The 22138-nt window shown below is 44.0% G+C and carries 28 protein-coding genes; all 28 read left to right on the top strand.

What is annotated here, in order from left to right:
• Positions 1-7 precede the first annotated feature (7 nt).
• The gene (locus NQ505_RS19690; RefSeq protein ID WP_008998368.1) at positions 8-682 is read left to right on the top strand and encodes a DNA-methyltransferase; all 675 of its coding nucleotides are present in this window, start codon (positions 8-10) and stop codon (positions 680-682) included.
• Entirely contained in the window at positions 657-1001 is a 345-nt protein-coding gene (locus NQ505_RS19685) for a hypothetical protein (RefSeq protein WP_008998367.1), read from the top strand. Before NQ505_RS19690 ends, NQ505_RS19685 begins: the two co-directional genes overlap by 26 nt.
• Positions 982-1662: a hypothetical protein gene (locus NQ505_RS19680; protein ID WP_004318181.1), complete on the top strand. Its 681-nt coding sequence runs from the start codon at positions 982-984 to the stop codon at positions 1660-1662. The genes NQ505_RS19685 and NQ505_RS19680 overlap by 20 nt, the downstream gene beginning before the upstream one ends.
• The gene (locus NQ505_RS19675; protein WP_008998366.1) at positions 1622-3343 is read left to right on the top strand and encodes a hypothetical protein; all 1722 of its coding nucleotides are present in this window, start codon (positions 1622-1624) and stop codon (positions 3341-3343) included. Before NQ505_RS19680 ends, NQ505_RS19675 begins: the two co-directional genes overlap by 41 nt.
• Positions 3344-3788: 445 nt before the next feature.
• Positions 3789-4307, top strand: coding sequence for a hypothetical protein (locus tag NQ505_RS19670; RefSeq protein WP_008998365.1), 519 nt, complete (start codon positions 3789-3791; stop codon positions 4305-4307).
• A gap of 363 nt (positions 4308-4670) precedes the next feature.
• Positions 4671-4922 carry a hypothetical protein gene (locus NQ505_RS19665; RefSeq protein WP_032853358.1) on the top strand — a complete coding sequence of 84 codons (252 nt, stop codon included), beginning with the start codon at positions 4671-4673 and terminating at the stop codon, positions 4920-4922.
• Positions 4919-5269 (top strand): hypothetical protein, encoded by a 351-nt coding sequence (locus tag NQ505_RS19660; RefSeq protein WP_004318184.1) that lies wholly within the window; start codon positions 4919-4921, stop codon positions 5267-5269. The genes NQ505_RS19665 and NQ505_RS19660 overlap by 4 nt, the downstream gene beginning before the upstream one ends.
• On the top strand, positions 5266-5622 hold the full coding sequence (locus tag NQ505_RS19655; protein WP_008998364.1) for a hypothetical protein: 357 nt from the start codon (positions 5266-5268) through the stop codon (positions 5620-5622). Before NQ505_RS19660 ends, NQ505_RS19655 begins: the two co-directional genes overlap by 4 nt.
• Positions 5619-5993, top strand: a complete 375-nt coding sequence (locus tag NQ505_RS19650) for a hypothetical protein (RefSeq protein WP_008998363.1) — start codon at positions 5619-5621, stop codon at positions 5991-5993. Before NQ505_RS19655 ends, NQ505_RS19650 begins: the two co-directional genes overlap by 4 nt.
• Before the next feature lie 13 nt (positions 5994-6006).
• Complete coding sequence (locus NQ505_RS19645; protein ID WP_008998362.1) at positions 6007-6240, top strand: hypothetical protein; 234 nt, start codon at positions 6007-6009, stop codon at positions 6238-6240.
• Positions 6241-6396: 156 nt separating this feature from the next.
• A complete protein-coding gene (locus NQ505_RS19640; protein ID WP_008998361.1) occupies positions 6397-6624 on the top strand; it encodes a hypothetical protein in 228 nt (75 codons plus the stop codon).
• A gap of 19 nt (positions 6625-6643) precedes the next feature.
• Positions 6644-7012, top strand: a complete 369-nt coding sequence (locus NQ505_RS19635) for a hypothetical protein (RefSeq protein WP_007478410.1) — start codon at positions 6644-6646, stop codon at positions 7010-7012.
• Between the two features lie 13 nt (positions 7013-7025).
• Complete coding sequence (locus tag NQ505_RS19630; protein ID WP_032853407.1) at positions 7026-7547, top strand: hypothetical protein; 522 nt, start codon at positions 7026-7028, stop codon at positions 7545-7547.
• A complete protein-coding gene (locus NQ505_RS19625) occupies positions 7535-7813 on the top strand; it encodes a hypothetical protein (RefSeq protein ID WP_004318191.1) in 279 nt (92 codons plus the stop codon). Before NQ505_RS19630 ends, NQ505_RS19625 begins: the two co-directional genes overlap by 13 nt.
• Before the next feature lie 4 nt (positions 7814-7817).
• A complete protein-coding gene (locus tag NQ505_RS19620; protein WP_008998359.1) occupies positions 7818-9182 on the top strand; it encodes a hypothetical protein in 1365 nt (454 codons plus the stop codon).
• Positions 9175-9876, top strand: coding sequence for a hypothetical protein (locus NQ505_RS19615; RefSeq protein WP_004318193.1), 702 nt, complete (start codon positions 9175-9177; stop codon positions 9874-9876). The genes NQ505_RS19620 and NQ505_RS19615 overlap by 8 nt, the downstream gene beginning before the upstream one ends.
• Positions 9860-10810 (top strand): DUF6712 family protein, encoded by a 951-nt coding sequence (locus NQ505_RS19610; protein WP_008998358.1) that lies wholly within the window; start codon positions 9860-9862, stop codon positions 10808-10810. Before NQ505_RS19615 ends, NQ505_RS19610 begins: the two co-directional genes overlap by 17 nt.
• Before the next feature lie 9 nt (positions 10811-10819).
• A complete protein-coding gene (locus NQ505_RS19605) occupies positions 10820-11629 on the top strand; it encodes a hypothetical protein (protein ID WP_008998357.1) in 810 nt (269 codons plus the stop codon).
• Positions 11626-12060, top strand: a complete 435-nt coding sequence (locus NQ505_RS19600) for a lysozyme (RefSeq protein ID WP_008998356.1) — start codon at positions 11626-11628, stop codon at positions 12058-12060. Before NQ505_RS19605 ends, NQ505_RS19600 begins: the two co-directional genes overlap by 4 nt.
• Complete coding sequence (locus tag NQ505_RS19595; protein ID WP_151850236.1) at positions 12057-12503, top strand: hypothetical protein; 447 nt, start codon at positions 12057-12059, stop codon at positions 12501-12503. Before NQ505_RS19600 ends, NQ505_RS19595 begins: the two co-directional genes overlap by 4 nt.
• Before the next feature lie 180 nt (positions 12504-12683).
• A complete protein-coding gene (locus NQ505_RS19590; RefSeq protein WP_008998353.1) occupies positions 12684-13094 on the top strand; it encodes a hypothetical protein in 411 nt (136 codons plus the stop codon).
• Positions 13095-13127: 33 nt separating this feature from the next.
• Positions 13128-13433 (top strand): DUF4160 domain-containing protein, encoded by a 306-nt coding sequence (locus tag NQ505_RS19585; protein WP_004303371.1) that lies wholly within the window; start codon positions 13128-13130, stop codon positions 13431-13433.
• A 6-nt stretch (positions 13434-13439) separates the two neighbouring features.
• A complete protein-coding gene (locus tag NQ505_RS19580; RefSeq protein WP_008998352.1) occupies positions 13440-13673 on the top strand; it encodes a DUF2442 domain-containing protein in 234 nt (77 codons plus the stop codon).
• An 11-nt stretch (positions 13674-13684) separates the two neighbouring features.
• On the top strand, positions 13685-13912 hold the full coding sequence (locus NQ505_RS19575) for a helix-turn-helix domain-containing protein (protein ID WP_004303369.1): 228 nt from the start codon (positions 13685-13687) through the stop codon (positions 13910-13912).
• Positions 13913-14255: 343 nt separating this feature from the next.
• Entirely contained in the window at positions 14256-18557 is a 4302-nt protein-coding gene (locus tag NQ505_RS19570) for a phage tail tape measure protein (protein ID WP_008998350.1), read from the top strand.
• A gap of 9 nt (positions 18558-18566) precedes the next feature.
• A complete protein-coding gene (locus NQ505_RS19565) occupies positions 18567-20720 on the top strand; it encodes a hypothetical protein (RefSeq protein ID WP_008998349.1) in 2154 nt (717 codons plus the stop codon).
• A 43-nt stretch (positions 20721-20763) separates the two neighbouring features.
• Positions 20764-20976, top strand: coding sequence for a hypothetical protein (locus NQ505_RS19560; protein WP_008998348.1), 213 nt, complete (start codon positions 20764-20766; stop codon positions 20974-20976).
• Positions 20973-22130 (top strand): hypothetical protein, encoded by a 1158-nt coding sequence (locus NQ505_RS19555; protein WP_008998347.1) that lies wholly within the window; start codon positions 20973-20975, stop codon positions 22128-22130. The genes NQ505_RS19560 and NQ505_RS19555 overlap by 4 nt, the downstream gene beginning before the upstream one ends.
• Positions 22131-22138: the final 8 nt, after the last annotated feature.

Genomic DNA, 22138 nt, shown 5'->3' with positions numbered 1-22138 from the left:
CTTTCCAATGATTACAAACAAAATTTATAACGAGGACTGCCTGGAGGCGTTGAAACGTGTTCCGGACAATTCCGTAGATTGTATAATAACCGATCCGCCTTATTTCCTGGGAATGACACACAACGGGCAGAAAGGCAGCTTTAAAGATTTGTCTATCTGTAAACCCTTTTACCGGGATTTGTTCCTGGAATTTAACCGGGTGAAGAAACCCGGTGCTTGTGTGTACTTTTTTACGGACTGGCGCGGGTATGCTTTCTATTATCCGTTGTTTGACTTGTATATAGGCGCGTCAAACATGATCGTCTGGAACAAACAGTCGGGCCCGGGTAATCATTACGCCTTTATACATGAGCTTATTTTGTTTCATTGCGGGAAGGGTGTTTCTATCGGTGCCACAAACATAATAGATAATATCCGGTCTTTTGCGTCCGGTGCGAAACTGGTAGAAGGTGAAAAGGTTCATCCCACACAGAAACCGGTGGCGTTGATCCGTAAACTGATTGAAGACAGTACAAAGCCCGGCGATCTGATCCTGGACACTTTCGGCGGTTCCGGTACTACAGCCGTGGCAGCCATTGAAAGCGGCCGGAACTTTGTATTAATGGAACAGGACGAAATTTATTATTTCACGGCACAGAAACGAATAAAAGATGCGTATGAACGATTTAACGGTGGTGGATAGTATTTACCTGGATGCGCAGCAAAAAGAGGATGTACGGCGTTTGTCTTCTTTAGGGTATTCGCCGAAAGACATAGCCGTTTCCCTGGGGCTTTCTCTGGAGGATGCCAGGCTTTTTGTCCGGGATGCGGAAACGGTAGGAACTTCCGTTAACTTCCTGATCCGGGAAGGGATTCTGGTAGCACGTGCCGCCCCTGAAATAAAACTCCATGAAGCGGCGGAAGGCGGAAACGTGGAAGCTATAAAACAGCTGGAGGCCGTACGGAAAAGACATACTTTTGAACGTTTAATCGAACAAATGGATGACGACGAATTTAATTAAGCCCTCACGAATAGACTTTGACAAGGTGGATATCAACCAGATTCAAAGGATTCTTTCTACCGGTACGCTGGAAGCCCTCGCGCCCGATGAAAGGGAATATTACAGCCTTATGGAAATGGTACGGGGCCTTCGTGCCCGTATGCGTATAAATGGTAAGCTGGTGACAAAGGCCGGCATCATCCGCCTTTTGAAGTCGGAACCTTACGGCCTTTCGGACTGGATGGCCCGCCAGGTGTACGCTGACAGTCTCAATTTCTTTTATACGCAGGATAACGTACGCCCGCAGGCTTTCGCTAACTTGTATGCGGAAAAGGCCGAAAACTGGGCGAATACCGTCTTTCTTATGGGAAATGTGAAGGAGGCTAAGAACCTGCTGAAACTGGCGGCGGAACTTCGCGGATGTTATAAGGATCAACAGGCCGAAATACCGGAGGAACTGCTTTCACAGAAAAGCACGGTTATTTATACTACCAGCCGTAAGGATCTGGGTGTTCCTGAAATCGACCGTAAGGAACTGGAAGAGTTTATCGACGCGATCCCGGAAATTCCTGTTATTGTACGTGATAATATAAAAGAGGACGCGCGTATTAAAGCTTTTGACCTGAAAAAACGTATGTTGTATGATATCAAAGAGTTCGGGGAAGATAACGAAGGTGAGTAACGCCGATGATGTGGAAATCAAATACGGCCATATAATCCAGGTTCTGACGGACTGGATCGATACTACTATCCTTGTATCTGTTGACGGGCGCGGTATGGCCAAATCGACCGTTATACAAGCCAGGCGTTCCGCCCGTTGCGTGGAAGAAATGCCCGGCGGTGCGTTCGCTTTTGTTGCCAATACCTACAGTAACCTGGAAGATAATATAATGCCGGCCGTTCAGAAGGGCTGGCAGCTTATGGGCCTGATCGAAGGGGTACACTATGTAAAAGATACCCGCCCGCCTGAATCCTGGCGGCGTAAATGTTCGGTTATTGTAGATGATTACAAGCATGTTTACAGCTTCTGGAACGGATGCGTTATTTTTATGGGATCACTGGATAACCCTTCACTGCTTGCCGGAAAGTCTGTAATACATCTGTTTTATGATGAAGCGAAGTACGACAAGGAAATGAAAGTAAACCGCGCTATGCCTATTCTTCGCGGTGATGCGATCACTTACGGACATTCCCATTTGTTCCTGGGGATAACCATTACTACCGATATGCCGGATATCGACGAAAACGAGTACGACTGGTTTTTCCGGTATGTCAAGCAAATGGACCCGGAACGGATCATTAAAATAGTACAGGCGGCAAGTATGCGTAATGATCTGGTAATTTCTCTATTAAAAGAAGAAAGAAAAAATAAGCCTTCCCCCTTGAAGCTGAAACGTTTGAAACGGGATATTGAATATTACGACCGGGCTTTATTGAAGTTGAGAAAAGGACAAACGTTCTTTCTTAACGCTTCTTCATTCGCTAATGTTGAGATACTTACGATAGAGTATTTAAGGCGGTTGTATAATGGTACGCTGGAGCTTCACGAATTTAAAAAGTCGGTGGTGGGTATGCGTCCCGGTCTTCGCAGGGATTTACGTTTCTATGTGTTGTTTGGTGAAGGACATAAGTATTATAACGGTACCGCTTCCGGGGAAGCCGCTTACAGTTCGCGGGAACTCCGGTACCTGCACCATGATAAAACGATTGAAGGCGGTATGGACTTCGGTAATATGCTTTCTTTGGTGATCGGTCAGGCGGACGGTGCTTATTACCGGGTACATAAGAACTTTTTTGAGATACCGCCGGGCTGGTTCCGGGAGATCGCCGACCAGTTCCTCACCTTCTTCCAGAACCACGAATACAAAGAACTGGATTTGTACTATGACCGTGCAGGTAATAACTTTGAGAAACAGAAGGAGGATTACGCGGGTAAGATCAAAGACGCCATAGAAAAAGACGGCAGCGGGAACCGTACCGGCTGGATCGTAAACCTAAAGAGCCGTAAACAGGCAGTTATCCGACAGGATGCAGAATACGACTTTATGCAGGAGATTATGGGCGGTACCAACAAGAACCTGCCTATCTTGCTGGTTGATGCGGTGAACTGTAAAGAAATGGTTAGTTCCGTAGAAAAGGCAAAGGCTGAAATCAAATACCGGGGTAATTCTAAGGTAGTGTTCAAAGTGAAGAAGTCCGAAAAGCTTGCACCGAAAAAACTACCGATGTTATCCACCAATTTCTCCGACGCTTTCAAATACTTATTGATGCGCCCCGGCTGGATAGCTTTAGTACGGGGCAAGCGGACGCTACAGGCCGACTCGTTTGTGGATCAATGGATAGAGAACAGGCATAAAAGGTAATTGCCTTGTAACGCTGGAAAATTGGTTTTCCGGCGTTTTTTGTGTTACCAGGTTACGGGTACCCCTCCGGGAGAGGTCATATTTCACCTTTTAGGGGGAGGGCAACTGCTTTCCGACTTCTGAGCGGCTCGGTCTTCGGAAGGTGTCATTTTTTTAGTTTTTGAATTTTTTTTCGGCTTTTGACTGTTTTTCAGTCGTTTATCTGCATTTAGACCAAAATTTTACGCGAAAAAGTGCGTTTTTTATGTGTTTTTACTCGTTTTTTGCCCGTTTCTGGGTGAATTACCGTGTATTTTTGGGCGGTTGCCTTTCATTTTTGGGGATTATATTCTTTATAAATGTACATATTTAAGTATTTTTGCAGCCGTCAAAATTACACTGCATATAACCGTCAGAACTTACGGGTGGTACAGATGAAAGTATACACTAATTTTAAGTTACTGATATGAAGAAATTATTATTAATTACCGTGTTGGCTATTTTAGTAGTAGCAGCGACAGCACAAGAAACTCGAAAAACGTTTTGTGAAATTGTTGGTACAGGGAAAGTCTTAAGTTCTAAAGTCAAAATACAAATAGACTTCGGGCAAAAAACATCTTATTTCGGAAAATACAAAACGTTTATGGTAGATGAATCCGGGAAGAAAATTGAATTTAATTCTATGGTAGACGCCATGAATTATTTAGCAAAATTTCGGTGGAAATTTGAGCAGGCGTATGTTGTTACAAATGAGAGCACGAATCAAAATGTATATCATTGGTTATTAAGTAAAGATATAGTTTCTGATGATGAAATACGAGAAGGAATTATAACACAAAAAGATTTTGAAGACATGGAGAAAGCGGCCATGGAAGATAAAGAGAATAAAAATGAAGAGGTTGAAAAGAAAGTTCCTTTATTTATGCGAAATATGAAAAAGGAAAGTGATGAAGAGGATGAAGCTCAAAAGAGATATGAACCATAAGAATAGATTAACGCTCGCCAATTTTGGCGGGCGTTTTTGTTACGAAGTAACGAATCGTAGAGTCGATAAATTTTCTTTTATGGTAAACTTTTATTAACGTTTTTTTTTTTTTGTTCAGATTTTAATACCGACATTTGCCCCTGTCAAAATTACACCGCTGGTGCGGTCCGGTGAGTCTCGGTTATTGGCTCGAATAAACAACGGGCTTTTTTTATGCTCGGTATTTATCTATTTTGGATATATAAGGCGGTTGCCTTTCCCTAACTTATAACCCGATCTTCGGACGGTTTGCGGTGTAATTTTGACGAATTAGGGGAAATGGTAACCGCCTTTCCCATGTAAAATAGTCAAAATTACACCGTTATGAAAAAAGAACTTCAATCCGGCACAAGCTACGTGCCTTCGTTCCGTACTGGTAGCACGGACGTAAACACGATCCAACATCGTTATTTTCAGGAACCGAAACATGAATGTACTGTTTGTTCAACTTCTGGGGCTTATTACTTATCTGCTATCGCTTGTTTCTGTCTTACTTTTATCTATCCACCGGCTGTCATTGGTGCAGTTATATGTGTGTGTCGTGCCAAGAAAGCGAGGAAAGGAGGCCGAAAATGATATCTTATTTTATAGAGCTTAACGAATATAAACCACAGAATCGAAAATGTGCTGAAATGGCAGAGTTTGCAAACCAGTTTGGTAATACGCTTTGCCCTGATAAAATTTCCTTTGATGCTTTTAAAACTGAACTGGAAGCAAAGGTAAAGGAGCTGAACGAGAAATACCCTAAAACAATGCCGCTGAAAATATCTTCCGGTAGCGGGTTTATTCATATAGATCAGGACACTAAAACACATAATAACGGCTGTGACAAGCCTGTAGCCTATTTTTTCATTTACCGGGTTAAAAGAATATATAGGTTTTCAGAGCGTCCCCAGATAGAAAAGAAAGGAGGTGCCGAATGATATATACTGAATATCAGCAAGTGTTACTTACTCAATTACAAAACAATGATAAAAGGATTGAGGAAATAAAGAAGGAAAAGGAAGAAATACAGGAAATGTTTCTACAAGAAAGTAAATTTAAACCGGGTGATCTGATACAGATTGATTATAAAATAAGCAATGCTACTTTTAAAGTTCGTGGCTGGATTTTCCGGATTACATTCTGGAGGAATCGCCCGTATTATCACCTGAATTTACCCAAGAAAGACGGTTCCCGCGGATTAAGGGTTAAAAGTGTATGCGACGGGGTACTGGAAAGTATAACAAGTATTTCACATATTAAATTAGAAGACTTAAAAGGAGGTGCCAGATGAATACAAATAATCCTGATATCCTATTTTTCGTTAAACGTGAATACGGTACGCCTTCCATTGAATTAAGAGCATATAAAGTGGAGAAGGTTAACAATGAGTTTGCTTTCCTTGAACTTGAACGTTTACGGTTGGTTGTTTTCTCTGGTAATTTTCAGTCTGTATCACTTCATCACGAGTACGGTAAAAACAACTGTATGTATAATAGTGCTAATAATATACCGGATTTGATGAAAGACATGAAGAGGTGGCAGTTATCGCCCATTGACAGACGTAATTACGAACGGTTTAGGAAAGTCGCCCTCGGGATATACCGGCAGGCCGGAATAATTGATTTCACTACCTTAGAGACTACACCGATTAAAAACGTTTAATGAAAGATTTGTTATGAAAGATATAGAAGTAAACGGCGCACATATAACAGATGAAAGTGCCGGAATATTGAAGCAGTGGCAAGTTAAGACGGAGCCGGTTTCCGCTTGTTACATACGAGTAATAGAGGAAACTATCGACGATTTGACCGATGAAGGGGGCGAACCTCTTTCCGCTGAAAAAATAGTAGAAAGAATCAGAACTTTACGTATGATGAAAAAAGACATCGAAAAGCTGTCTAATCCTTAATATTAATAATTTAGCATACCGGCTGAAAAGGCAGCCGTTGGGTTTAAGTCCCAGGTTAGGGTTTGTTTGTGCCGGGGTGGTTCCCGGCACTCTTTTTTATGTCCTTTTTGTCCGTGTCCGTTCTTCCCACCTTTGCAGTAACCAATCATTCAAATTATGAAAATAGGAACGGACAAATGGAAGCATTTCGGGATTAATTACGCTATATGTGCCCTGTTGGGTAATTATGGTGTTCCCTTTGCCCTGGGTGCTTCATTGGGTAAGGAATACGGGGATAAAATGTCACCCGGTAATAAATGGGACTGGAAGGATATTCTGGCAGACCTGGCCGGGATCGTGGCGGGCTATTTGACGCATGTATGTACCGTCTGGACCATAATGTAAAATTTTCAACTCTATCAATATGACGGAAACGATAATTACAGCGATTATTACGGCTCTTTGCACGGGTGGACTGACCTGGTTATTCACTCTCCGATATACCCGTAAACAGGCGGAAGCTGATGCCATGAAGTCAGTACAAGAGGTTTACCAGGAACTAATCGAGGATATGAAGAATGACCGTAAGGAGCTAAAGAACGCGTACCAGGAACAGAAAAAACGGTTTGACGAAGTGGATAACAAGTACAAGGAAGTCCTGCAGAAATGTAACGAAATGGAAAAGGCAATCAAGCAGAACGCCCGTGTAATGGACACTATGAAGCCGTTTCTTTGCGGTGTGAAAAATTGCCCGAACCGTAAATCTATCACTTTTGACACTAATAATAATTAACGACTTAATAAACATGAGACATGGAATCGTACACCTACTTATTTTTATTTGTTTTGCAGCTTGTTTTTACGGTTGTCGTTCTTCTCGCTCTGTTACACGAAAAACGGTTACAGAAGCAACTGGAGAAGAAAAACAAACAACTACTGACGGAGTTATTGAACTTGCGCGGAGAGATTCAAGCAATGAGGAGCACGTACTTGACGTTTACCGGGAAGATAGTACGCATATCCGTATCGACTACGACAGCCTCGGAAGAATTAAAGAAATTGATTTCAGCAACCGAAAAACTGAAAAAAGAACTGGAAAGAATCAAAGCAGTTCCTTCCAGGATCATAAGGAAACTACCAGTCAAGCGGAAACAGTCGTTACCCGTAAATCCGACGTTAAGCAACAAAGCCAGGAAAAAGAAAAGGTTACAAACGGGTGTAGCTTATGGACGTTCCTAAAATTCATGTTTTTCTTTCTATCCTTTTGCCTGGTCCATGATAACTGGGGCGGGATTAAAAGTTTTATCCGCCGACTATGGAAAAAATAAACCTTTATGTAGCGGTAGAACAGATGAAGCGGATTACCATTTCAGGGGGAACCTTTTCTATCAAGTTCCGGAAATGGAACCGGCAGACACGGGACGGCGGTGACATGGTGATACTCACGGCCGCCCGTTTGAGGAAGAAGGCGACGGATGAAAGCATCGAAAATTCAAGCTATAAACTATTCCTGACGGACACCACAACGGGTCGGCCGCTGAATTGCTGGGAATGCCTGGTAATGGAGTTCAACGGGAAAAGAATAACGATTTAAGAGTATGGAAATAAGACGAAGTGGCAACTTTGGAATTATAGATACCGGCACTGACAAGGGTTTGATCTCCTTTTCTATCGGTGGCCGCGGTAAAGGTTGGGAACCTTCCAGCATCCAGTTAAACCGGCGGGGGGCTTTCTTTTCGCGTAAGATCAGCGTAAACGGTACTTTTATTGTTCCCATGGGGGATAATAACGACATGCCGGGCGATGTCATGCGTTTACTGGATAAATTCTACGCCGGTGAAGGTATTATGGGTAAAATAGCCGGTTTGCAGTGGGGAGAAGGTCCACGGCTGTATGAGGATGCAATCGACGAAGACAATAACCGTTTTTACCGGCGTTGGAAACTCGATCCGGAAATAACCGCCGACCTGGAGTCGTGGGATTACACGACGGTTCTTCATCGCTCACTCGTAGACTTAACACACATGCAGGGCTTTTTTATAAAGTTTGTCCGGAACCGTGCGCCACGTGTGGGCAATCCCGGGCGTTTGGTACGGCTGGAACATATTCCCTACCAGAAGGCCCGTCTGGTATATCCTCCCGACGGTGAGGATGAACCGCAGGAAGTGCTTGTGGGCGACTTTCCTTATCCTGATCCGGCTTATACTTACCGTTACCCGATCTTTGATCCGGCCCACCCGTTCAAATATCCGGTTTCCGTGAAGTATTATAATATCTATTCCTTTTGTAAGGACTTTATGAGTACGCCGCGTTTTCTGGGTGCGCTTGACTGGCTGGAGCTTGCCGGCGGTCTGGCCGCTATCCTGATCGCCTATAACGAAAACGCTTCGGCCATTTCCCTGCATATCGAATCGCCGCAGTCTTACTGGGACCGCGCGGAAGCACGTATAAAACAGGTTTGCGAGCGTACAGGCGAGAAATATACGGCCCAGATGCTGGAAGATTTCAAGGACGAAGCTATGGAGAAATTCGCCTCCAACATTACCGGAAGGCAGAACGCCGGAAAATACATGCACACGACCAAATTCTGGAATCCGGAAGCGAATAACTTTGAGGGCTGGACGGTGGAACCACTGGATAAGAAGATAAAGGATTATGTGGACGCCCAGATTAAGATATCCAATAAGGCGGACGCTGCCGCCACTTCCGGCTTCGGTCTTGATCCGGTACTTTCAAATCTGATTATAGAAAACAAACTTTCTTCCGGATCGGAGAAATTATACAGCCTGAAAGTGTATAACGCTTCTGAAACGGCTATTCCGGACATGATCCTTTGTAAGCCGTTACAGCAGTATATTAATGCCAACTTTCCGGGTACCGCAACGAAAGTAGGGCTTTATCGTACCATAGTGGAAGCGGAACAGAACGTTTCACCCTCTAACCGTATGAAAGAAAATGCGTAGTCTGTTTTTTACACCGAAACCGGAAGATGTGCCGGAAGAACCGGTAAGCGACCGGCAACCGGAAGAGAACCGGGCCGATAACACCCCGGACAAGCATATAAAGGCCCGCCGGACGAAAAACGTTCATTTTGATCGGCGGATAAAATCGGAGCTGCACCTGGAAGAGTGTTTGCCCTGGCATTTTGAGAAAGGGGCGTCTTATCACTGTATCAGTCATGGGGACGTTGATAGCCTTACTTATCTTCGTGTGATCGTGAAGCAACAACCGGTGGAATATGTTCTGATTTCTACCTGGTGTATGGCAATTACCGATGTTAAGGAGGTGGAGAAATGGCTGGAGAGAAAAGACATAGGGCACGCGGATTTTTATGTAGGTGAAATCTTTCAAGGTTCCTACGCGGATGTTTATTTATACCTAAAGAAGGTGGCGGAACGTTTCGGATCACGTGTCTGTATTTTCCGTAACCATGCTAAAGTAATGGCCGGTTTTGGTAACGCTTTTGATTTTGTAATAGAAAGCTCGGCCAATGTGAACACCAATCCGCGTACGGAACAGACCTGTATAACGATAGACACCGGGCTGGCCCGCTTTTATAAGGAGTTCTACGATGAAATAAACAATTTCACAAAGGATTTTGATAATTGGAAACCATATACACTAAAAAGAGACCGAGCAAATGACGAAGTTATTTAATAAAGGCGGTGACGGTGCCGGTGAAATAGTCCGTGTTCTGGGATTGATCGATAATGATCTTGATTTTACCAAGTGGGAACCTATCTTACCGCTGGGTATTCGGGATTTACAGGCTATCATCGGAACGGAACCCATAGACGCGGTAGATAAGTATTACCGTGAAGATCATGCGGACGGCACGGAATCGGACGGCATGGCGGAAACTTTGCGGCTGATGCAGCAGGCGGTGGCGATGTTTACCTGGTTAAAGGTCATTCCCACTTTGGACGCACAACACGGAACGGCCGGACGTGGCAAACACCTTGGAGAGAATGAAACGGGTATGACTGCCTTACAGGAGTTCAAGGATGAAGAGAATATCCGGAACCTGGCTTATGAAGCCGTAGACGCGTTGGTGGAGCTAATGGACCGAGAAAAGTTTGATTTCTGGATGAACGGCATTAAGAAAAAGGCTATAAACCGGCTTCTAATCCAGAATAAGGAAACGTTCGATGAATATTACAATATCGGCAGTCACCGGCTTTTCCTGGTACTTATTCCTATGATCCGGGAAGTCCAGGACGGGCAGATAATACCTGTTATCACCCGGAACCGTTATAATAAACTGATTGAAGGCGATACCGTTTTAACGGAGAAATTGCTGGAGTATGTACGCCGCCCGCTTGCACTTCTCACCATAAAAAAGGCCGTTGAACGTTTACCGGTGGAAGTTCTGCCAAGTGGAATCGTACAGGTACAGCAGAGCACAACCGTACGAGATAAATTGCGGGCGGAAAAAGAGGCCCGGCAATCGGTTGCTAACAGTCTGGAGCAGGACGCGGCGGCTTACCTGGATGTATTGCAGGATATCATCAGGGAACTGGATGCGCAGTCGGAAACGGTGGATTACTATATACCGGGTGTTACCGTACAATCCAAAGGAATAACCTTTTAATGTCCGGATATGGAGAAGTTTACATATAATAGTAAGACGGCGGAGGTTCCTTCCTGCCTGGATGAAGTCAGCAGTGAGCAGTACCGGCAGTTTCTTATATTGTCGGTACTGATGAACCGCGGTACGATCAGCCCCGGACAGTTCCGCGTAAAATGGCTTTCTTTCCTTCTGGGCATGAAAGCGGATTACACCATGTACCGGCGTGAGATCATCCGAGAGCTGGACGGTCAACTGGAAAAGCTGGACGGCTTTTTCTCTTATACAACCGGTAAGGAGGGCGAGCGGATCGTTACGCCCATTCTGAAAACTGGGCGTAACCTGATGCAGGATTTCGGGGGCTGGCATGGTGTCGGTGACATGCTGAACGGTCTTACTTTCGGTAACTTTTGTGATTGCCTGGATTTGTTGCAGCAAAGCAAGCAGGCGGCAGAAAAAGACGAACCGGCTATAAATGAAATCTTCCAGGATATCACATTAAAGCTTTACCGGTACAAGGACCCGGAGAAGATGCCGGCCGTTCCTTCCTTGCTTGCCATTCATGCGGTAAACTTCTTTTCCGCTGTTTGGGAAATGGTTCTTTCCGGACCGGTTTATATCGGTGGTGAAGCTATCGACTTTCGGATATTGTTTCAGAAGCTGGCATCCGAGGACCGGAAGGCAGACGATAAAACCGGATGGACCGGGATAGTCTTTGAGGTAGCGGCTTCCGGCGTGTTCGGCAATAAGAAGGAGGTGGACGATACACCCTTTTGGGATGTATTGCTTTATCTGTATAAATGTAAGTTTGAGTATTTACACCAAAAACGTAACAAGAAATGAGAACGACAACAGGAACAAAAAACAAGATCAAGAAATTCGAGGGGTTGCGCCTGAAAGCATATGTATGTGCCGCGGGAGTATGTACGATCGGTTACGGTCACACGGCTGGCGTAAAACCGGGTGATGTTATTACCGAGCCCCAAGCCGACGCTTTCTTTGAATCGGATATCAGAGCAGTAGAAAACCAGGTGAACGCGCTTCCCCTTCATTTGGGACAGTACCAGTTTGACGCGGTAGTAAGTTTTTGCTTTAATGTAGGTATCGGAAAATTCAAGAATTCAACGCTTTATAAGAAGATCAGAGCGGATGCGTATGATTCATCCATACCGGCAGAGTTCAAAAAGTGGATATACGGGGGCGGTAAGATTCTTCCGGGGCTTGTTACCCGCCGTGAATGGGAGGCGAAACGTTATCAGGGATTGACGATATGATAGATATAAAGGTTTACCGTGAATACTGGGAAGGCGTGCAAAAACGTGTTCCTGAAATAAAGAAGGTGCTACCCGTTACCATTGACGAGGAAATGAGTAAGACGATACAAGGACTATCAAAAGAAGAATGTCCGGTGCTCTTTATTCTGATTCCGTCGGGAACGGGTGCCAGCCTTTCGGCTGACAATGTGAGGGAAAATAATTTATGTGTTATTTTCCTTATGAGCAAGTACGATCCCCAACGAAAAGGGGCTTATGAGACTATCGAAGAGGTGCAGCCGGTTATGGAGCGTATCAAACAAATGCTGATAGAAGATTCTGCCACCGGTTGCCCTGTCACTAAGGAACTGGATTTAACCAGCCTTTCCACTCTTCCGGAATCCGGCTTTTACCGGACGTTTGCGGGGTGGAGCCTGGCTTTCTCATTTAAAACAAGATTCTAATGGATGCTTTTGCGTGGTTCTGGTTAACTGTCATAGTAGGTATTATTACAATAGGTGTAAATGATGCGTTGTGTACCTATTGGAAATATAAATATGCCTCAAACAAGAAAAATGAAACTGTTAAGGATGAATCCGGGAAAAGGCACATTATTTCCGGATTCTCAAAAAATGAATAACTGAATGGCCGAGAATTTTAAAACGGATTTTTTTACCGACCGGATCGGGCGTGGAATACAGGACATATTTCAAGCCCAACTGGATATCGCTACCAAGCGGATATACCAGAAAGGCAGTGAACGTAAGAAAGTACAGGGAACCGGAGAGATCATACAAGGGCGATCCGGTGCATTAATGGCCGCACTACAGAACCCGAATTATTCGGTCGTTCCAGACGGCGAAGGAGTAATCGCACGTTCTAACCTTCCATTATATACCCGCTTCCTGGATATGAAGAAACACGGTAATTACCAGATTTATAACCGGCAGATATACGGGATTCTGTATCATGACACACTCGGGAAGATTAAATATGAATATCAGGATTATGTAAGGGAAAGGGTAAAAGAAATGTTTGCCAGTTCGCTAAAATAGGTAATAAAATTAATACCTAAATATTTGTAGGTAATGATTTTATTACCTATCTTTGTTTCAGTAACCAATAAAACAAAGTTTATGCCTGAAATTTGTAGATTCTTCGGTATTATTATATTCCTCTATTGGAAAGATCATAATCCGCCACATATTCATTTTACTTATGGTGATTATGAATGTTCTATTAGCGTATTGGATCGGATTGTAGACGGTCAGGCTCCAGCTAAAGTTATCGCAAAAGTAAATGAGTGGATTAACTTGCACGAAGCAGAAATACTTTCTCTTTGGGAAAAGGCCCAAAAAGGGGAAAAAATAGATAAAATTGAACCATTAAAATAAACGCTTATGTTACGAGTTATAGATGTGGATTATATTAGGAATTACGAGCTTCTTGTTACTTTCAGCGACGGGAGTAAAAAGATCGTAAATTTGGAACCTTATCTTACAGGTGAGGTTTTCGGGGAGTTATTGGATAAGGAAAAATTTGTTCAATATGGTTTAACCCGTGCTACTATTGAATGGGCCAACGGTGCCGACCTTGCACCGGAGTTTTTATATGAAATTGGTATAGCTGCATAATTTTAGACCCTATGAATGATTGTTTAGCTATTCAAGATAAGAAAGAAGAAACTTTCTTATATCGGATTTTTATTTCTCACCCGGAACTAAATGCTTCTGCGGTGGCTCGACGTATGGGAATAAGTCAAAGCCTTATGTCTCAATATATAAGTGGAATAAAAAAGCCCTCACAAGAACGGGAGGCCCTAATAGTAAATACTATTAAAGATATCGGTAAAGAACTAACGATGATTGTATGACATACGAAGATATTTTATTTCTCATCGGCTTTTTCCTGGTAATAGCTTTTTTCGTAGGATGTAAGCATAAACCGGCTACTTTATCCGGGTGGCTTGCTTTTACCTTTCTATCCTTTACCGTGACACCTTTTATATCGGTTCCTCTAACCTGGTACGTTTGCCGGATGATTGATCGGGCAACAATTAAGGATAAAGGATATTTTGATCCTTCGGATTTTACATTTAAGAGATAAAATACGTTCTTCTTAGTATAATAAGCCTGTAGAATGGTTCTACGGGCTTTTTTTATGTCCTTTTCCGCCATTTTGCACCAGGATAATTTTGCCTTATAAAATTTACTCTTATGGCAAAATTAAAACCTGACTATATCGAATGGGTGTTAACCCTGAACGCCTCCGATGCGCAGAAGGAAATACATAATCTTTCAGAAAAGAACAAAGAGCTCCGGGATAGCAATAAGGAAATAAAAAAGGCTATGACCGATTTAATCGCCACAGGGAAAGCTGGTGGTAAACAGTGGAAAAAGCTGAATGAACAACTGAAAGAAAATAATAAGACGCTCGGCGAGAATAACAAGAAGATTGCCGAATGTGAGAAACGGCTGGATAAAACCACCATGAGTGCCAACCAGCTGGCAAGGAAGGCAAACGCCTTGCGGAAAGAGCTTCGCGATACGGTGAAGTCTTTGCAGCCGGAAAAATATGCCGCCCTGGAGAAGGAACTGAAAGAAGTTGAAAAAGCATACGGGCAGGCCACGAAAAAGGCGGAAGGTTTCGGAAGTTCCCTTCTTTCCCTGAATAAGATAAAAACGGTTCTGGCCGGTGTGTTTGTCACTATCGGCGCAATGATAACCGGGCAGATTGTCGGCGGGCTAAGGGATGCGATCAGTACTATTATAGAGTTTGAGAAGAAAAACAGTACTTTGGCCGCTATCCTGGGAACTACGAAAAAGAGTATTAAAGATTTAACGGATGAAGCGCGCCGGCTGGGTGCTACTACTTCTTATACGGCCGCACAGGTAACGGAACTTCAGATAGAGCTTGCCAAGCTGGGATTTTTCAAAGAGGATATTAAAGCGATGACGCCTTCCGTACTGAAATTCGCTAAGGCGGTGGACACGGATCTTGCCTCGGCTGCTACGCTTGCCGGTGCAACATTGCGTATTTTCAATCTTGATGCGGAAGATACGGAACGGGCACTTTCTACCATGGCAATAGGTACAACGTCCTCGGCCTTAAGTTTTGAATACCTGAATAGTGCAATGTCTACCGTCGGTCCGGTAGCTAATTCTTTCGGATTCACGATCGAGGAAACGACCGCCCTTTTGGGAGCTTTGGCAAACAGCGGTTTCGACGCTTCATCGGCAGCGACGGCAACACGTAATATTTTGCTTAATCTGGCTGACAGTAGCGGCAAACTCGCGCTTGCTCTCGGTGGTCCGGTTAATAACCTGGATGATCTGGTAAAGGGACTTAAAAAACTAAACAGCGAAGGAATAGACTTGAACAAGGCCCTTGAACTGACCGATAAACGTTCCGTTGCAGCGTTTAACACTTTCCTTAACGGTACCGATACCGTGCTGGCACTTTGCGACGCGGTAACAGGTGCGGAAGACGCCTTTAATGCTATGTCCGAAGAAATGGGTGATAACGTTCAGGGTGCATTAAACCGGCTAAGTTCAACTATTGAAGGGGTAGTTTTACGTTTCTATGAATCAAAGGGTATTCTCCGGGATTTAATAGACCTTGTTACGCTTATGGTGGAAGGTGTGGGTGGTATGATCGACATGTTTAATAAATGGGGTGTTGTCACTTATACCGTTACCGCTTATTTGGTTTCTTACTATGGAGGACTGAAAATCGCTACCATGTGGCACGCCCGTTTTAAAACGGCGACCCTTGCTTCGGTCGTTGCAGAGAAAGCGCACGCCGTACAGCTTTATATCAGCCGGGCGGCTACTCTGGCTTATGCGGCGGCCCAGGCATTGCTGCACCTGAATATTAAAAGATGTACCGCCGCCCTTCGGTTAATGAGGATCGAACTTTTGAAGAATCCATATACGGCCCTGCTCGCGTTACTCGTGGCAGCCGGTGTTGCTATCTACCAGCTTGCAAAGAAGACGGAACAGGCTTCGGCGGCGATGAAGGCCCACCAGGAAGTCGTAAAGAAAGTGAATGAAGAATATGCCAGCCAGGAAGCAAAAATAAAAACTCTTGTAGCTGCTATTAATGACGAGAACCTTTCCAACTACACCCGTAAACAAAGGCTCGCTGAATTAAAAGAACTGATACCGGATTATAATGCGGAATTGAATGAAGAAGGCAGGCTCATAAACAACAACAAGGAGGCTATAGATCAATATTTAGTTTCCTTGGAAAAACAAATCAAGTTGAAAGCTTACCAGGAGGAACTGGAAGAATTGTACAAGAAAAAAAGGAATCTTGAAAGCCAGGAATCAGAGCAAAGCGACGCTTACTGGGACACCCGCCAGCAAAATACATTGTCAGGATATAACCGGAACAGTCTTACCGCTAAAATAAGCCGTTTATTTGGTACGGAAAAAGAGGCTAACCAGTTGAAAGCCCTACAGACAACACAGAAGGATTTGGCCGGTATAGAATCAGCAATCGCCCAGATCAATAATGATATCTTAAAAACAGAGGCGACGGCCACTTCATTAACCGGAACCAATAAAGAAAATATAAATACTGAAACATCCCTCATAAAGAAACTGGAGGCCGAAAAGAAAAAGGTTCAGGAACAGTGGGCGGAAGATAGCGAAGCGAATATCGCCAAGAAAAACAAGGAAATAGAACGTATCGACACCGAAATAAAACGTTTAAACGAACTGGGGAAGGTCAAAAAGAAGGCGGAAGCCGGGGAGTATAAAAATACGGAAACGGACGCCACGTTAAAACCTCTGGAGATCGAGCACGAAAAACGTATGCTTCTAATCAAACAGAACCGGGAGAAGGAAAATAAGACGGAAGCCCAGTATATTCTCGAAGGGACGGCGGAAAACCTTCGCTATTACCGGGAACGTATCGACGCACTCCAGAAGCTGGAAGCAAAAACGCCGGCTAATAAAAAGAAATTACTCGATGAAATCCACAAGCTCGAAACAGAAGCACAGACGGCCATTTTTACGGAAACCGGCAAGCAGGAGGACGCCCGTATAAAACTGGTACAGGAGAAACGGGACGAACGGTTAAAGATTGAAACCGCCTATTACAATGTCCAGAAGGACACCATGGAAAAAGCGGTATTAAACCAAAGTATCACGCAGGAAGCCGCCGACGCCTATATGCTGGAAGTTGAAGCGGAGCACGCCGCAGAACTTCTGGAGATAAACCGTACTTACCAGAATGATATTGCCGCTTTGGAAATTACCGGTAAACAGAAACGTATAGAAACAGCGACGGAAGCGGCCGACGCCGTGCGTGAGTCTGAAATGAAGTTATTGCGTGATCGGGCGGCCATTGCTCAAAAAGTACGTGAAATAACTTCCGTTCCGGTAGGAATAACCGGTATGCAGGAAGCACACCGGAAACAGGTTCAGGATGTAGAAACGACTTATAATGCCATAATTGAGATAGCGAGACAGGCGGGGATTTCTACCGTTGGTTTGGAGAAGCAGAAACAACAGGAAATTAGCCAGCTTGAATTTGAGTACCAGAATAGTTTATACCAGATTCAATCCCAGATCGGCGTATCATGGGCACAGGAATACCAGAATGAACTGGCCCTGTTAAAGAATCTGCACGATCAGGAATTAATAGATGAAAAGACATACCAGCGTAAAAAGCTGCAAATGCAGATGAATAACGCTAAAAAATACTTTGACTATTATTCCGGTCTTTCCTCTTCCATGGTGGAAGCCATTCAACAAGCCGAAATCGACCAGGTGGAAGCAAAATACGATGTTCTCATACAGGAAGCCGAGAACAACGGTGAAGATACTGCCGCCCTGGAAGAAGAGAAGGAAAATAAGAAACTGGAGATTCAAAAGAAGTATGCGGATGTAAATTTTGCTATCAAGTGTTCCCAGATCATAGCAGATACAGCCGTTTCGATTATGAAGGCGTACGCGGACTTAGGACCGATCGCCGGAACCGTTGCTGCAGCAATGCTTGCGGCTACCGGTGTGGCCCAGCTTGCATCGGCCAAAGCAGAACGGGACAGAATTAAAAACATGTCCCTGAAAAACACTACCGGCAGCAAGACCGCCACGGCTGAACGTGTTGTTTCCGGTTCTTCCGGTGGTGGATATTCGGAAGGTGGTTACACTGGTCCCGGTGGGCGTTATGAAGTGGCCGGCGTTGTTCATAAGGGAGAATATGTGGTACCACAGCCGGAAATGAATAATCCTAAAGTAATCGACGCTGTTAGCACTATCGAAGCGATCAGGCGGCAGCGTACCAATGCGAACCCGTTGCCACAGAATCCGGGTGAATATGCGGAAGGCGGTTACGTTACCTCTTATGCAGGGGATTCTTCCTACCGGGAGTTCCTGGAAGCGGCAAAGGAGCTTCGCGCCTCCTGTGAGGCTATCAAATTGATAAAGGCCTATATCGTTTACCAGGATTTGGAGAAGGCCAAAGAAACTATAGATAACGCCCGCGACACCTTTACACGCGGAAAATAAGTAATCATTATGCTAAAGATAAAGACGAACAAAGGTTATCTGGATTTAGGGGGTGACTTTACCGTACAGATTGATGAAAAATCCCCTGTCATGAACGACCGGGGATCGCAAACCGTACCGGTTACGGTTCCATGTACCGGCAACAATGCTAAAATAACCGGTTTTGCTCACCGTCTCGACATGGGTATAAAGCCGATGAATGAAGATCAGGCATGTACGATATTGGACGGAGCATATAAACGTACTGGAAAGATAAATATTGTTTCCGCCGGTAAAAAAGAAGGTATTACCCTTAACATCGGCTTTGACAATTCGGAAGCCTACAGCGCATGGAAAGCAAAAAAATTAAATGCTATTACATTACCGGTGAAGGAGTATAGCAGCGTTAATTCTCTTTGCGCACATTTGCAACAGGTTTTAGGAGGTTATCAGACTGATTATGCCGTATTTCAGATTATGACCGGTAACGATTCGAAAGATAATCAGTTTTACCCTAAATACTTGAACTATATCACACCTGTATCAGAAGGAAGTAAAGTTTATCGTTTACGTTATCAAGCAAGAACAGAAACTTTTTTAGTAAATGGTACTCCGACTGCCGTAACACTTCCGGAAGGTTACGGCGTAACGGCCTTTTTATATGTATGGCGTGTGCTGGAACTTGTTTTTTCCGAATTTGGATATACTATAACCGAAAATCCTTTTAAGACGAACAAGGAACTTTCTAACCTGGTAATATTGAATAATGCGGCCGACTGTTGTGTTAAAGGAAAGCTTTCTTACGCTGATTTGATGCCGGATTGCACAGTAGAGGACTTTTTAAACGCCTTGCATGTGCGTTTCGGACTGGTTTATAATGTTTCTTCCGATACGAAAACAGCCACGTTAAGACTGATCCGGGATATTGTGGATGATGTTCCGGACATTGATTTGTCCCGTAGCCTGACGGACGAACCTTTAATAACTTACGAAACGGCCCGGCAAATGAAGTTATCGGCCAGAACTTCCTTTACCGGTGCGGCCCCCTCTGTTGAAAGACTTGAAGATTACTTGAAAGATCAGAAAGTCGCAAGGTTAACTAAAGTTGATGTATCTAAAAGGGTGATACATCTAAATTATGAGGAAACAACAGGACGGTGGTTTAAATGGGATGAAGATAATAACCGCCTTACTTATTCTTCATCGAGTTTCTTTTCCTGGGATCGGAAAACCGACAATATCGAAGATAACGAATTAACCAGCGACGACGAATGCGTTCCAATGGATTTTGCCCCGAATGATATTCTTTCCCCTCAATATCTTGCTGATTACGTGCACCGTTACACGTATCTTAAAACTTCCTCTAATAATAACGATGAAGACTCGGAGAAGGTGGAAACACCGTTATCCTTCGTGTTTGCGTTTACGTCTTCCCAAAATAGTAAATATCCTTTCGGTTCTGTGTTACCTTACACCTCTGACGCCGAAGAGGTTATATTAAGAGACGGAAGCAAGCATACAATGTCGCTATTTTTTCAATATGATAATGGCCTGTTTTTTAACTTCTGGAAGAAATACGACGCTATATTAAGACATTCATTCAATAAGATAGAGGCAAACGTTTTGTTACCGGTTCACCGGCTTACGGGTATGGATATCTTAACACCGGTAATACTTCGAGGACAATATTTACTTTTTGACGGGCTTTCTTATTCTCTTCCGGCAAATAAGATTGTACCCGTTGATCTGACATTAAGAACACTCCGGTTGATTGGTCCGTACGATTTGGATAAGGAACAGGAAACACCCGTTTTTGGTTCCAGGCTTTTTACGTGGGAATTTATAAGTTCAAATATAGAAACTGCCAAAGAAAATGAAAGGAACAGGATTTTACAACAGGCGAGGGATGAATGGAACAAAAGGCCGACCGCTGTGAACGAAATGAAATCAATAACTTACTCGCTTGACGGATATACAACTCGTAATGATGATAAATACTTGGTTGAAAACTATCCCCAGGAAGCGGGAATTACATTACAAAGGAACTATAAATGTAAAGCGACAGCAATAATAAGTATCTACTACGAGCCTGGAAGTTTTACTCCCGGTACATATCGGGATGTTACGTATGAATCCGAATTTGAATATACAGATACTTTTGTTTCTATTGTCTATTCCGGTTAATCCCGTCCTTTATTCTTCCTTTGATAAATCCAACTTTTGCACCATGGAAAAGCAGAATAACATCGTACTTGCCCCGTGCACCACCCAGGTAACGGAGCTTTATAATTTCTGGAAGGAGAACCATACGGGCCGGCTTACGGACTTTTATAAGTTTATGGTAAATCCTTCGGCTGCCAGGGACCGCTTTATATCCTCTCTGGAGATGCAGCATGAGTTAACAGGCAGTTTTATCGTAACCAAAATAGCAATACAATGAGTGCCAGCGACGAAGCTTTAAAGGTGAACATATATCCTACGGGAAATGCTTTTACGCGTAATCCTATTTTTCTGTCTGTATCATCCAGTTCTATGGCAACATACAGCATCAGAATGAATAATGAGGAAGTTTTCAAAGGAAACGGAATCGGGGAATTTCGTGTTAATATAGCCGAGATTGTCGAAACCGGAATAACAGACGCACGGATTTTATCGGATAATACGGAGCATCTACTTGCCGTTTCCGGTTTGTCGGCCGAAGTAACTATACATGTGGTAAATGAGGGAGAAGAAGAGGATAACCTGTCTTTTACAGCCTGGAAAGGGGGGATTTCCAAGAAGGAGTTTAGACGTCTTCGAAATATGGGGACTGATATATTTTCTTTGAAGTTCCTGAATGAATCTTGTAATTTCTTCTTTACCACCCGGAGTAACGACTGGCGTATAACGATGCGCGAGACGGAACTTTACCCGCTCTGTTTCATCTATCCGGGACACGAACTGAAAATAACGGAACTTCTTACCGGTCAAAGCCTTGCAGTACCAGGCACGACGGGGAGTTTATATGCCTTGAACCTGGAAGCCGTAAGACTTAAATTCTTTACCGATTACGGGGTACTGGCCAACCTTTTTGACGTGTATAGCGGTGATACGTTCGCTCTCCGGATCGGGATCGAGCAAAGCCCGACGGTTCGCGAGCATTACCGGCTCCGGTTCCTGAACAGTTACGGGACTTACGAAGTGTTTTCTCTGGAAGGCGAGGCGAGCGTAACTCCCGGCATGGATGAAGACGAAGACGCTGTTTTCCGGCGTTACGATGAAATTACCGATGATTATTATTCGGATCGCATACGTACGGAGATACAGGAAGCCGTAACGATTAAGACGGGATTCAAACGCCCGCAAGAAATACGCTTTCTTCTTGATCTGCTTTCCTCTGATAATGTCTACCTGTCTGGTTACGGTCAGGAAGAGATCAAGGTAATTCCTTCGGCGGAAGAGTTTTCTTATCGTGTCCGCCCTGACGCGCCGCAGAACGTGACGTTAAAGCTCACGTTTGCCGAGAAGGAGTCCAACTGGACCGGAGAAATTACGGAAAGCGGCTACCGGAAACCGGGCGTTCATTCCAAAGAGTTCAGCAAACAATTTAATTAATGTATCTA

Origin of the sequence: Bacteroides sp. D2 (genome assembly GCF_025147085.1) — a bacterium.
GTDB lineage: Bacteria > Bacteroidota > Bacteroidia > Bacteroidales > Bacteroidaceae > Bacteroides.
Note: the sequence above shows the minus strand (reverse complement) of the source record. Positions and strands in the feature narration are given on the sequence as shown.